Below are 12,609 nucleotides of genomic sequence, written 5' to 3' on the forward strand. Positions count from 1 at the left end.
CACCCTACGTAGGAGAGACTGTCCGCATGACGCCCACGACTCAGGCCACGGTCGGCATCGGTGGTGCCGCGGAGAGCACCGACATGGTGCTCAACATCGGTCCGCAGCACCCCTCCACCCATGGTGTGCTGCGCCTGCGTCTCGTGCTCGACGGCGAGCGGATCCAGCACGCGGAGCCGGTGATCGGCTACATGCACCGCGGTGCCGAGAAGCTCTTCGAGGCGCGGGACTACCGGCAGATCGTGATGCTCGCCAACCGCCACGACTGGCTGTCCGCGTTCTCGAACGAGCTGGGTGTCGTGCTCGCCGTCGAGCGGATGCTGGGCATGGAGGTGCCCGAGCGTGCCGTGTGGCTGCGGACCCTGCTCGCCGAGCTGAACCGTGTGCTCAACCATCTGATGTTCCTTGGTTCGTACCCGCTCGAACTGGGCGGAATCACACCGGTCTTCCACGCCTTCCGTGAACGCGAGGAACTCCAGACCGTGATGGAGGAGATCTCCGGCGGCCGCATGCACTACATGTTCAACCGGGTCGGCGGCCTGAAGGAGGACCTCCCCCTCGGCTGGACCACGCGCGCGCGGGACGCCGTCGCGTCCGTCCGCTCCCGGATGGACGTCTACGACCGCCTCGTCCTCGGCAACGAGATCTTCCGGGGCCGCACGCGCGGGGTGGGCGTCCTGTCGGCCGAGGCCGCGCACTCCTACGGCGTCTCGGGCCCGATCGCCCGGGCCTCCGGCGTCGACTTCGACCTGCGCCGCGACGAGCCGTACCTCGCCTATGGAGAGCTTCAGGACACCCTGAAGGTCGTCACGCGGCAGGAGGGCGACTGCCTGGCCCGCTTCGAGTGCCTTCTTGAGCAGACGCACAACGCGCTGGCCCTCGCCGACGCCTGCCTCGACCGGATCGCGGACCTGCCGCCGGGCCCGGTCAACCAGCGGCTGCCGAAGGTCCTCAAGGCGCCCGAGGGCCACACGTACGCCTGGACGGAGAACCCGCTCGGCATCAACGGCTACTACCTCGTCTCCAAGGGCGAGAAGACGCCGTACCGCCTCAAGCTGCGCTCCGCCTCCTACAACAACATCCAGGCGCTGGCCGAACTGCTGCCGGGCACGCTCGTCGCCGACATGGTGGCGATCCTCGGCTCACTGTTCTTCGTGGTCGGCGACATCGACAAGTAGGCCGTCGGGAGCCACCCCCACCGGCTCGACGAGCCAGCCGAAGTCGCCGAGCCCGCCCCGGGCCGTCAGCTCCGCCGCCTCTCCCGCGCGCGCGAGCGCCCGTACGTACGCGGCCGGGTCCCGGGAGGCGAGCGACAGCGGCGGACGGCCGGCGCCGACGCCGAGCGCGTGCAGCGCGGCGCGCTGGGTGAGCAGCCGGGCCCCGGGCCCGGTCGCGCAGGCGTCGAGCGCCACGTGCGCCGTGATGTCCCGGGTCCCGTCGGGCACGGGCGGCACCTCCCGCCCCTCCTTGAACCCCGTCAGCGTGCCGAACGGCGGCCGCGCCCCGCGCGCGTGGGCGTAGTCCACCGCGACCGCCAGACCACGCTCCACCGTGCCCACGGCCGCCGCCCACGCCGTGTCCCGGTCCAGCCCCACCTCGGCGCGCAGCCCGGGCTCGGACGCCAGCGGCCACCACGCGTCGAGCCAGCGCCGTTCGGCGTCGCCGAGCGGTCCGGGCGACAGGGACTCCGTGCCGTCCTGCCGTACGAGGACGAGCCGGGCGGTGCCGTCCGGATCCGTCTCGACGACGTCGGCCGGGACGTTGTCGAGCCATTCGTTCGCGAACAGCAGTCCGGTGATCCCGGTGGGCGGCTCGGACCGCCACTCGATCCGGTGATCGAGATCCGCGGGGCGGTCGGCGATCTCCACCGCGCAGGCGTGCACGCGCGCGTGCACATGCTCCGGCAGCGCGGCCAGGACCCGCGAAACCAGCTCACCGCGACCCGCGGCCATGTCGACGAACGTCAGCCGGTCCGGCGCGCCGAGCGCGGCGTCCACCCGGCACAGCAGCTCGGCGACGGCCCCGGCGAACAGCGGCGACGCATGGACCGACGTGCGGAAATGACCGGCAGGCCCCTCGGGCCCGCGATAGAAACCGGCGGGCCCGTACAGCGCCCGCTCGGTGGCCTCGCGCCAGCCGCGCGCCCCGTCCTCTCGTACGTTCTCCACGCCTGAAGGCTATGCGCGCCGGGAGCGTGCGCCTCCACCTTGGGGAGTACGCGCGCGGGGTGCGGATCGGTCCTCCGGTTGACCCCTGCGGGCCGCACGCGTACCTACTCTGGGTTACGTGCAGCGCCTCTACGACTTCCTCCGCAGACACCCGACCTGGGTCGACGGCTTCTGGGCCGTGATCCTGTTCGGAATGTCGGTGGTGACCGTCACCAGCGGCGCCGGAGGCTCCCCCCGCGGCAGCCAGGCGGCGGGCATCGGCTGCGCCGTCCTGCTGAGCGTCGTCGTCACGCTGCGCCGCCGGATGCCGGAGCGGATGCTGATCCTCACGATCGTGACCGGCCTGGCCCAGCTGATCCTCGACGCCGAGACCAGTCCCGCCGACTTCGCGATGCTGGTCATCGTCTACACCTGTGCGGCGAACGGGGCGCGGTGGTCGTCCCGGCTCGCCCTCGGCGCGGGCCTGTGCGCGGCGCCGATCGCCCAGGTGAGATGGCCCGAGGAGAGCGCCAGCGGCGCGGGCCAGATCGCCGTCACCGTCTTCACGATGGTGCCGTTCGCCCTCGCCTGGGTCCTCGGCGACTCGCTGCGCACCCGCCGCGCCTATCTGGCCGAGCTGGAGGAGCGGGCGGCCCGCCTGGAGAAGGAGCGCGAGGCCCAGTCGAAGGTCGCGGTCGCCGCCGAGCGGGCGCGGATCGCCCGGGAGCTGCACGATGTCGTCGCGCACAACGTGTCGGTGATGGTGGTGCAGGCCGACGGCGCCGCGTACGTCCTGGACAACGCGCCCGACCAGGCGAAGAAGGCCCTGGAGACGATCTCTGGGACGGGCCGGCAGGCACTCGCCGAGATGCGCCGGCTGCTCGGTGTGCTGCGCACCGGCGAGCGCGAGCAGGGCGAGGCGTACGTGCCGCAGCCCGACGTCGAGCAGATCGAGGACCTCGTCGCCCAGGTGCGCACGGCGGGCCTGCCCGTCGACTTCAAGGTCGAGGGCACCCCGCGCCCGCTGCCCAGCGGCGTCGAGCTGACCGCGTACCGCATCGTCCAGGAAGCCCTCACCAACACCCGCAAGCACGGCGGTCCGAACGCGGGGGCGAGCGTCCGCCTCGTCTACTTCGACGACGGACTCGGTCTGCTCGTCGAGGACGACGGCAAGGGCGCCCCGCACGAGCTGTACGAGGACGGTGGCGCCGACGGCCGCGGCCACGGCCTCATCGGGATGCGCGAGCGCGTGGGTATGGTCGGCGGCACGCTGGACGCGGGCCCGCGCCCCGGCGGCGGCTTCCGCATCAGCGTCCTGCTGCCGCTCAAGCCCGCCCATTGACACGTACCAGTCAGCACCAGTCCGGATCAGCCGAGATGTGAGGACCCGCCCGATGTCGATCAAGGTCATGCTCGTCGACGACCAGGTGCTGCTGCGCACCGGTTTCCGGATGGTGCTCGCCGCCCAGCCGGACATGGAGGTCGTCGCCGAGGCGGGCGACGGCGTCGAGGCACTGGAAGTACTGCGCGCCACGGCCGTGGACGTGGTCCTCATGGACGTCCGCATGCCGAAGCTCGACGGCGTCGAGACGACCCGCCGCATCTGTTCCGGGCCGAACCCGCCGAAGGTCCTCATCCTGACCACCTTCGACCTGGACGAGTACGCGTTCTCCGGGCTCAAGGCGGGCGCCTCCGGCTTCATGCTCAAGGACGTGCCGCCCGGCGAGCTGCTCACCGCCATCCGCTCCGTGCACAGCGGCGACGCGGTGGTCGCCCCGTCCACCACCCGCCGTCTGCTCGACCGCTTCGCGCCGATGCTGCCGAGCAGCGTCAAGGAGCCGCAGGCCCAGCAGCTGGACCGGCTCACCGAGCGCGAGCGCGAGGTCATGATCCTGGTCGCCCAGGGCCTGTCGAACGGCGAGATCGCGGCCCGCCTGGTGCTGTCCGAGGCCACCGTGAAGACCCACGTGGGCCGCATCCTGACCAAGCTCGACCTGCGCGACCGGGTCCAGGTCGTCGTCCTCGCCTACGAGACGGGAATCGTCCGCGCCGGGGGCGGAGCCTGAGGGTCCGCCGTCAGCGCAGCACGCCCTCGATGAAGTCGCCGCCCAGCCGCGACACCACGCTCAGGTCCAACTGGTGCTGTACGTAACGGCCCTGGCGGCGCGTCGTGATCAGGCCCGCCTTCTTCAGCACCGACAGGTGCCGGGATATCTCCGGTGCGGTCATGGCGTGCGCGTCGGCCAGCTCGCTCGTCGTGCACGAGCCGCGCGCCAGGTGGCGGCACAGGCGCATGCGGACCGGGTGGGCGAGGGCCGACATGCGCAGGGTCAGCTGCTCCACCGAGGTCGGCGCGGTGAGGGCGGGCGACGAGATCGGGTACGTGATCATCGGTGCCCAGCCCTCGCGGTGCAGCACCCACAGATGCGGCCATCCCAGGCTGGTCGGGGTCAGGATCAGGTCGCCGGTGCCCGTCTCCGTGTGCCCCACGGAGATCTTGTCGACGACGACGGCGCGGCCCGAGTCGTCCAGTGAGACCGACCCCGAGACCGCGGAGAGCGCGTCGGCGACGCCCTTGCGGCGCAGCAGCTCCGTCTTGTGCCGCGCGTCGGCGGCCAGCTGGTGCTGCACGCGGCCCCACACGTCGGAGAAGAACGCCTCCTCGCAGTCCTGCAGCAGCTCGCGGAACCAGGCCCTGATGGCGGGCGGATCGTCCAGCAGGCGCCGGGTGAAGCGCACTTGGTGGGTGCCGCGGGCCGCCGCCAGATCGAGCGCACGCTCGCGGGCGGCCGGATCGTCGAGCCGGCTCACCGCCCGCTTCGCGTACTCCGACTGGCAGGTGAACTCCAGGGCGGCGTCCACGAACTGCTCGTCGGAGAGCTTGTCGAGCAGGTCCAGCTCCTCGGTGAGCGTGGCGCCGGGCAGGGTGCGGCGGCCCGGTATCCCGGCGGACGGGGTGAAGACGTCCGAGAACGTCGTCCGCCACAGGAAGTCCGCCTCGCACATCCGGTCCGCGAGGCACGGGTCGAGGCGCGCGGAGACGCTCGTCGTCCACCCCTGCAGCCCCGGGTGGTGCGCGGGCTCCGACAGCGCGTGCAGCGCCATGCCCAGCTCGGCCAGGGGCGAGGGCACGACGTGGATCCGCTCGGCCGTCAGGCCGGTGATGTCGATGCGCACGCTCATGACCCCAATGGTGCACGCCACCACTGACAGCCGGGTCCTCGATTGACGGCTCTCGTCAATCGACGTGACCGGACCGCGGCGACGGGCGCAGTCTCGTGGTCATCGGCCCCCAAGCCCGACGAAAGGGCTTTTTCCGGGGCGCAGCGTGACAATCGAGATGATGAGTGAGGTGGTCGTCATGACCGTCACCCAGCAGTACGCGCTGGACGTCTACCGGGCCGCCCGGCGCGGCGAGGCCGCCCCGCCGGCCCCGCACCTGAACGACGCGGCCGCGATCCGCGAGCTGCGTGACTACCGCCGCTTCCGGGCGGTCCTGGCGGAGCGCCCGGCGCGCGGCCGGATCCGGGCCGCGCTGGCCCGGCGCCTGTCCGGGCACCGGGCCCACCGCGGTCACGCCGCCGGGTGCTGAAGCCGGCTCAGGGCAGGCGGCGTACGAAGTCCGCGACGGCCGCGCGGACGTCGTCGGCGCTCCACTCCAGGCCGGGCGCGCCGACCGTGACCTCTGTGAGGGAGAGCCCCGGCGCCCCGCTCACCGGCCACCAGCGCCCGAACAGCTGCGTCTTCGTCTCCTCCGCCTGTGTCACCGCCGCCTCGGTGAGCACGTCGGTGTCGTAGGGCAGCAGCACCCGGAACGCCTGGGTGTGCGGCTCCTCGGGGTGCACCCGCGCCCACGGGAGGCCCGCCTCGGCGAACCCCTCGCGCAGCGCCCGCGCCACTACGCGCGCGTGGGCCACGTACTCCGGCAGCCGCGGCAGCTCCCGCTCCAGGCCGACCAGCGCCGCGATCGCCTGCGGGAACTGGTGGAAGACCTGGCCGCCGTAGCGGTGCCGCCAGGCCCGCGCCTCGTCGATGAACGACTGCGGGCCCGCGAGCGCCGCGCCGCTGAGGCCGCCGAGCGACTTGTAGAACGACACGTAGACGCTGTCCGCGAGGTCGGCGATCTCGTCCAGCGGGCGTCCGAAGTGCGTCGTGCACTCCCACAGGCGGGCCCCGTCGAAGTGGATGACGGCGTCCCGCGCGCGTGCCTCCTCGCAGACCTCCGTCAGCTCCTCCCACGTGGGCAGCACGTATCCGGCGTCCCGAAGCGGCAGTTCGAGCATCAGAGTGCCGAACGGCTCGTCCATGCCGTGCAGCTCGTCGGCCGTGATCTGCCGCGCGGCGGTCGTCGGGTGCACGGTGCGCAGGCCCGCCACCGTGGTCAGCGCCTCGCGCTCGTGGACCTCCGGGTGGGCCAGCGGGTGCAGGGCCACCGTGGAGTTGCCGGTGCGGCCCGCCCAGCAGCGCAGCGCGACCTGCTGCGCCATGGTGCCGGTGGGGAAGAACGCGGCCGCCTCCTTGCCGAGCAGTCCGGCGACCTTCGCCTCCAGGTCGGCGACGACCCCGTCCCCGTAGAGGTCGACGTCGCCCGACAGATCGGTCACCGAGCCCGCCGCGTCGGTCAGCCGCGCCCAGCGCTCGCCCATGGTGGCCACCTGCGGGCCGCGTGCCAGGACGCGCGTCGCACCCCGGAAGGCGGCGAGCCGCCGTGCTGTCTGTTGCTTTTCTGAAGGGACGTTCATGCGCCGCATCATGTCGCACGCGTGTACGCGTGCGCTTCCCCACAGCCTGTGGACGACCGAGGCCCGTCCGCCCAGATAGCGTTAACATGACGAGAAATCGTCCGGTACCCCGAGCGGACTGGAACGGAAGGCCGTCGCCCCGTGACCTCAGCCCCACAGTCACCCCGATCCGAACCCACCGATCCCAAGGACCGGCCCGCCCGCCTCACCGTGGGCGTCGTCGGCGCGGGCCGGGTGGGACCCGCGCTCGCCGCGTCCCTGCAACTGGCCGGGCACCGGCCGGTCGCCGTCTCCGGAGTCTCCGACGCCTCCGTGCGGCGGGCCGCCGCCCTGCTCCCCGACGTGCCCCTCGTGCCGCCCGCCGAGGTCCTCGCGCGGGCCGAGCTGGTGCTCCTGACCGTGCCCGACGACATCCTGCCCGGTCTCGTCGAGGGCTTCGTCGAGACCGGCTCGATCCGGCCCGGACAGCTCATCGCCCACACCTCCGGGCGGTACGGCGTCAGGGTGCTCGACCCGGCGCTGCGCGCGGGCGCCCTGCCGCTCGCGCTGCACCCCGCGATGACGTTCACCGGCACCGCCGTCGACGTCCAGCGTCTGGCCGGCTGCTCGTTCGGCGTGACCGCCCCCGAGGAGCTGCGGCTGGCCGCCGAGGCCCTGGTCATCGAGATGGGCGGCGAGCCCGAGTGGATCGCCGAGGAGATGCGGCCGCTCTACCACGCGGCCCTCGCGCTCGGCGCGAACCACCTGGTCACCCTGGTCGCCCAGGCCATGGACCTGCTCCGGGACGCGGGTGTGTCCGCCCCCGACCGGATGCTCGGCCCGCTGCTGGGCGCGGCGCTGGACAACGCCCTGCGCTCCGGCGACGCAGCGCTCACCGGACCGGTCGCGCGCGGCGACGCGGGCACCGTCGCCGCCCATGTCGCCGAGCTGCGCGCGCACGCGCCGCAGGCCGTCGCCGGATACCTCGCGATGGCCCGCGCCACCGCCGACCGCGCCCTCGCGCACGGCCTGTTGAAGCCGGAGCTGGCCGAGGACCTCCTCGATGTGCTGGCCGCCGGCGCGGAGGACCCCCGATGAGCGCCAGGATCGTCCACACCGGTGAGGACCTGCGCGCGCGCACGCGTGCCGGGCAGCGCGTCGTCGTGATGACCATGGGCGCCCTGCACGACGGCCACGCCACCCTCGTCCGCACGGCCCGCGAGCGCGCGGGCGCCGACGGCGAGGTCGTCGTCACCGTCTTCGTGAACCCGCTGCAGTTCGGCGCGGGCGAGGACCTGGACCGCTACCCGCGCACCCTCGAAGCCGATGTGAAGATCGCCGGACAGGCGGGCGCCGACCTGGTGTTCGCGCCGTCCGTCGACGAGGTCTACCCCGGCGGACAGCCCCAGGTCCGGATGTCGGCAGGACCGATGGGCGAGCGTCTCGAAGGCGCCTCGCGCCCCGGCCACTTCGACGGCATGCTCACCGTCGTCGCCAAGCTGCTGCACCTCACGCGCGCGGACGTCGCCCTGTTCGGCCAGAAGGACGCCCAGCAGCTCGCCCTGGTCCGCCGCATGGTCCGTGACCTGAACTTCGACGTCGAGATCGACGCCGTGCCCACGGCCCGCGAGGGCGACGGCCTGGCCCTCTCCTCGCGCAACCGCTATCTGTCGCCGGACGAGCGCCGCAGCGCGCTGGCGCTCTCCCGCGCCCTGTTCGCAGGCCGGGACCGGCATGCCGCACAGGAGGCCCTGCGCGCGCGTGCCGTCGAGAGCCCCACTCCGCGCGCGCGTGCCCGGGCGCTCGACGCGCTCGGCGAGGCCCGCGCCGCCGCCGACGCCCACGCGGTGGCCTCCCCGGGCGGCCCCGCCGCCGTACTGGCCGCCGCCCGCCTGGTCCTGGACGAGGCCGCCCGCCTCCGTCCGCCGGTCCAGCTGGACTATCTGGCGCTGGTCGACCCGGCGGACTTCACCGATGTACGGGACGGCTTCGAGGGCGAGGCCGTGCTCGCGGTCGCCGCCCGCGTCGGCGCGACCCGGCTGATCGACAACCTGCCGCTGACCTTCGGAGGTCACCTGTGACGAGCACAGGCATAGCACTCCACGCCCCCGCCCCCGGCTGGAACCTGGACGCCGACGTGGTCGTCGTCGGCTCCGGCGTCGCGGGCCTGACCGCCGCGCTGCGCTGCGAGGCCGCCGGCCTGCGCACCGTCGTCGTCACCAAGGCCCACCTGGACGACGGCTCCACCCGCTGGGCACAGGGCGGCATCGCCGCCGCGCTCGGCGAGGGCGACACCCCCGAGCAGCACCTCGACGACACCCTCGTCGCGGGCGTGGGCCTGTGCGACGAGAACGCGGTGCGCACCCTGGTCACCGAGGGCCCCGACGCCGTACGCCGCCTCATCGCGACCGGCGCCCACTTCGACGAGACCGAGGACGGCGCCCTCGACCTGACCCGCGAGGGCGGCCACCACCGCCGCCGCATCGCGCACGCGGGCGGTGACGCCTCGGGCGCCGAGATCTCCCGCGCCCTCGTCGAAGCCGTACGCGCGCGTGGGCTGCCCACGGTCGAGAACGCGCTGGTGCTGGACCTGCTGACCGACGCCGAGGGCCGCACCGCCGGTGTCTCCCTGCACGTGATGGGCGAGGGCCAGCACGACGGCGTCGGCGCCGTCCTCGCCCCCGCCGTCGTCCTCGCGACCGGCGGCATGGGCCAGGTCTTCGCCGCGACCACGAACCCGCACGTGTCGACCGGCGACGGCGTCGCCCTCGCGCTGCGCGCCGGAGCCGAGGTCAGCGACCTCGAATTCGTCCAGTTCCACCCCACCGTGCTCTTCCTGGGCGCGGACGCAGAGGGCCAGCAGCCGCTCGTCTCCGAGGCGGTGCGCGGCGAAGGCGCCCACCTGGTCGACGCGGACGGCGTGCGCTTCATGGTCGGCCAGCACGAACTCGCCGAGCTGGCACCCCGCGACATCGTCGCCAAGGGCATCACGCGCCGCATGCAGGAGCAGGGCGCCGAGCACATGTACCTCGACGCGAGGCATTTCGGCCGAGAGATGTGGGAGAAGCGGTTCCCCACGATCCTGGCCGCCTGCCGCGCCCACGGCATGGACCCGATCACCGAGCCGATCCCGATCGCCCCGGCCGCGCACTACGCCTCCGGCGGGGTCCGCACCGACCTCTACGGGCGCACCACCGTTCCGGGCCTCTACGCGTGCGGTGAGGTCGCCTGCACCGGCGTCCACGGCGCGAACCGGCTGGCCTCCAACTCCCTCCTCGAAGGCCTCGTCTACGCCGAGCGCATCGCGGACGACATCAAGAAGGAGCACGCACAGAACCACCTCCACGCGCGCGTGCCCGCCCCCGTCCCGCACCCGGCCACCCCGGCCCACCCGCTGCTGCCCGCCGAGGCCCGCTTCGCCATCCAGCGCGTGATGAGCGAGGGCGCGGGCGTCCTGCGCTCCGCGGACTCCCTCGCCGAGGCCGCCGCCCGGCTCGGCCGCATCCACGCCGACGCCGCGGGCGCCCTCGCCGAGCACGGCAAGACGGCCGTCCCCGGCGTCGACACCTGGGAGGCCACCAATCTGCTGTGCGTGGCCCGCGTCCTGGTCGCCGCCGCCCGCCGCCGCGAGGAGACCCGCGGCTGCCACTGGCGCGAGGACCACGCGGACCGCGACGACGCGAACTGGCGCCGCCACATCGTCGTACGGCTGAATTCCGACCGCACTCTGGCCACGCACACCACACAAACAGCAGACTTCCCGGCAACGGTAAAGAACCCTCAGGAGCAGTGACCGACGTGAGTGCCACCCCCGACCTCCCCCTGGCAGACGCCGACAGCGGCGGCTGCGGCGACAACTGCGGCTGCGCGGACAGCGACGCCGACGTCATGGAGTGCGGCCTCGACCCGTCGCTGGCCCAGCTGCTCCTGGACGCGGGCCTGCACCCGGTCGAGATCGAGGACATCGCCCACATGGCGATCGCCGAGGACCTCGACGGCGGCGTGGACGTCACCACGGTCGCCACGATCCCCGAGGACGCCGTCGCCACGGCCGACTTCACGTCCCGCGAGGCCGGTGTCGTCGCGGGCCTGCGGGTCGCCGAGGCGATCATCTCCGTCGTGGCGAGCGACGAGTTCGAGGTCGAGCGGCACGCCGAGGACGGCGACCGCGTGGAGGCCGGACAGAAGCTCCTGTCCGTCACCACCCGCACCCGCGACCTGCTCACCGCCGAGCGCAGCGCGCTCAACATCCTTTGCCGCCTGTCCGGCATCGCGACGGCCACGCGCGCGTGGGCGGACGCGCTGGACGGTACGAAGGCGAAGGTCCGGGACACCCGCAAGACCACGCCCGGCCTGCGCTCCCTGGAGAAGTACGCGGTCCGCGCGGGCGGCGGCGTCAACCACCGCATGTCGCTGTCCGACGCGGCCCTGGTCAAGGACAACCACGTCGTCGCGGCGGGCGGTGTGGCAGCGGCCTTCCAGGCGGTACGCGACCGGTTCCCCGGCCTGCCGATCGAGGTCGAGGTCGACACCCTGCACCAGCTGCGCGAGGTCCTCGACGCCGGCGCCGACCTGATCCTCCTGGACAACTTCACGCCGTCCGAGACCGAGGAGGCCGTGGCCCTCACGAACGGCCGCGCGCTCCTGGAGTCCTCGGGCCGCCTCACCCTCGACAACGCGGGCGCGTACGCGCGTACGGGCGTCGACTTCCTCGCCGTGGGCGCCCTGACCCACTCCTCGCCGATCCTCGACATCGGTCTCGACCTGCGGGAAGCGGCCGTCTGATGCTGCTCACCATCGACGTGGGCAACACCCACACCGTCCTCGGCCTGTTCGACGGCGAGGAGATCGTCGAGCACTGGCGCATCTCCACCGACGCCCGCCGCACCGCCGACGAACTCGCCGTCCTGCTCCAGGGCCTGATGGGCATGCACCCGCTGCTCGGCGACGAACTCGGCGACGGCATCGACGGCATCGCCATCTGCTCGACCGTCCCCTCGGTCCTGCACGAACTGCGCGAGGTCACCCGCCGCTACTACGGCGACGTCCCCGCCGTCCTGGTCGAACCCGGCATCAAGACCGGCGTCCCGATCCTCATGGACAACCCCAAGGAGGTCGGCGCCGACCGCATCATCAACGCGGTCGCGGCCGTCGAGCTGTACGGCGGTCCGGCGATCGTCGTCGACTTCGGCACGGCGACGACGTTCGACGCGGTGTCCGCGCGCGGGGAGTACACCGGGGGCGTGATCGCCCCCGGTATCGAGATCTCCGTCGAGGCGCTCGGGGTGCGCGGGGCGCAGCTCCGCAAGATCGAGCTGGCCCGGCCGCGCAGTGTCATCGGCAAGAACACCGTCGAGGCGATGCAGTCGGGCATCCTCTACGGGTTCGCGGGGCAGGTCGACGGGGTGGTCAACCGGATGGCCAAGGAACTGGCCGACGACCCGGACGACGTCACCGTCATCGCGACCGGCGGCCTGGCCCCGATGGTCCTCGGCGAGGCCTCGGTCATCGACGAACACGAACCGTGGCTGACCCTGATCGGCCTCCGCCTGGTCTACGAACGCAACGTCAGCCGCCTCTAGGCACGTGCGGTACGTGGCCGACTTACGGCCGGTGGCCGCTTCTCGCGCAGTTCCCCGCGCCCCCAAGGGCGAGCTTCGCTCGCTTCGGGGGGGCGGGGGGGGTTCCATTCTGGGCTCCCCTGTGGGGAGTGAACAGCCACGAAACGAGACACAACCCGA

General features: G+C 73.1%; 12 protein-coding genes. 9 read left to right on the forward strand and 3 right to left on the reverse strand.

Features of this window, described 5'->3' with window-relative positions; translation table 11 throughout:
- The first annotated feature begins 26 nt into the window (after positions 1-26).
- On the forward strand, positions 27-1,178 hold the full coding sequence (locus ACFVDP_RS28610; protein WP_383495599.1) for an NADH-quinone oxidoreductase subunit D: 1,152 nt from the start codon (positions 27-29) through the stop codon (positions 1,176-1,178).
- Here the strand turns inward: ACFVDP_RS28610 and ACFVDP_RS28615 are convergent.
- Entirely contained in the window at positions 1,143-2,168 is a 1,026-nt protein-coding gene (locus ACFVDP_RS28615; RefSeq protein WP_383495602.1) for an SAM-dependent methyltransferase, read from the reverse strand. The two genes, ACFVDP_RS28610 and ACFVDP_RS28615, sit on opposite strands and share 36 nt — an antisense overlap.
- A gap of 118 nt (positions 2,169-2,286) precedes the next feature.
- Between ACFVDP_RS28615 and ACFVDP_RS28620 the strand changes: the two genes are divergently transcribed.
- Together ACFVDP_RS28620 and ACFVDP_RS28625 are read left to right on the forward strand one after the other, a co-directional pair.
- Complete coding sequence (locus tag ACFVDP_RS28620; protein ID WP_383495605.1) at positions 2,287-3,489, forward strand: sensor histidine kinase; 1,203 nt, start codon at positions 2,287-2,289, stop codon at positions 3,487-3,489.
- A gap of 52 nt (positions 3,490-3,541) precedes the next feature.
- Positions 3,542-4,213 (forward strand): response regulator, encoded by a 672-nt coding sequence (locus ACFVDP_RS28625; RefSeq protein ID WP_383495608.1) that lies wholly within the window; start codon positions 3,542-3,544, stop codon positions 4,211-4,213.
- Between the two features lie 10 nt (positions 4,214-4,223).
- Here the strand turns inward: ACFVDP_RS28625 and ACFVDP_RS28630 are convergent, their stop codons facing one another.
- Positions 4,224-5,330 (reverse strand): DUF5937 family protein, encoded by a 1,107-nt coding sequence (locus ACFVDP_RS28630; protein ID WP_383495611.1) that lies wholly within the window; start codon positions 5,328-5,330, stop codon positions 4,224-4,226.
- Between the two features lie 178 nt (positions 5,331-5,508).
- Here ACFVDP_RS28630 and ACFVDP_RS28635 point away from each other — a divergent pair, with 178 nt between their 5' ends.
- Entirely contained in the window at positions 5,509-5,739 is a 231-nt protein-coding gene (locus ACFVDP_RS28635) for a hypothetical protein (RefSeq protein WP_383495614.1), read from the forward strand.
- A gap of 7 nt (positions 5,740-5,746) precedes the next feature.
- On the opposite strand, the gene ACFVDP_RS28640 is transcribed toward ACFVDP_RS28635, so the two are convergent.
- The gene (locus tag ACFVDP_RS28640) at positions 5,747-6,889 is read right to left on the reverse strand and encodes a threonine aldolase family protein (protein WP_383495617.1); all 1,143 of its coding nucleotides are present in this window, start codon (positions 6,887-6,889) and stop codon (positions 5,747-5,749) included.
- A 141-nt stretch (positions 6,890-7,030) separates the two neighbouring features.
- Here ACFVDP_RS28640 and ACFVDP_RS28645 point away from each other — a divergent pair, with 141 nt between their 5' ends.
- Genes ACFVDP_RS28645 through ACFVDP_RS28665 form a run of 5 tightly spaced genes read left to right on the forward strand, consistent with a single transcriptional unit; the run spans position 7,031 to position 12,450 of the window.
- Entirely contained in the window at positions 7,031-7,966 is a 936-nt protein-coding gene (locus ACFVDP_RS28645) for a Rossmann-like and DUF2520 domain-containing protein (RefSeq protein WP_383495620.1), read from the forward strand.
- Entirely contained in the window at positions 7,963-8,949 is a 987-nt protein-coding gene (panC, locus tag ACFVDP_RS28650; protein ID WP_383495623.1) for a pantoate--beta-alanine ligase, read from the forward strand. The genes ACFVDP_RS28645 and panC overlap by 4 nt, the downstream gene beginning before the upstream one ends.
- A complete protein-coding gene (locus tag ACFVDP_RS28655; protein ID WP_383495626.1) occupies positions 8,946-10,661 on the forward strand; it encodes an L-aspartate oxidase in 1,716 nt (571 codons plus the stop codon). The genes panC and ACFVDP_RS28655 overlap by 4 nt, the downstream gene beginning before the upstream one ends.
- Complete coding sequence (gene nadC, locus ACFVDP_RS28660; RefSeq protein ID WP_383495629.1) at positions 10,658-11,653, forward strand: carboxylating nicotinate-nucleotide diphosphorylase; 996 nt, start codon at positions 10,658-10,660, stop codon at positions 11,651-11,653. Before ACFVDP_RS28655 ends, nadC begins: the two co-directional genes overlap by 4 nt.
- Positions 11,653-12,450, forward strand: coding sequence for a type III pantothenate kinase (locus tag ACFVDP_RS28665; RefSeq protein WP_383495632.1), 798 nt, complete (start codon positions 11,653-11,655; stop codon positions 12,448-12,450). The genes nadC and ACFVDP_RS28665 overlap by 1 nt, the downstream gene beginning before the upstream one ends.
- Positions 12,451-12,609: the final 159 nt, after the last annotated feature.

Source organism: Streptomyces sp. NPDC057694 (assembly GCF_042799415.1).
Classification (GTDB): Bacteria; Actinomycetota; Actinomycetes; order Streptomycetales; family Streptomycetaceae; genus Streptomyces.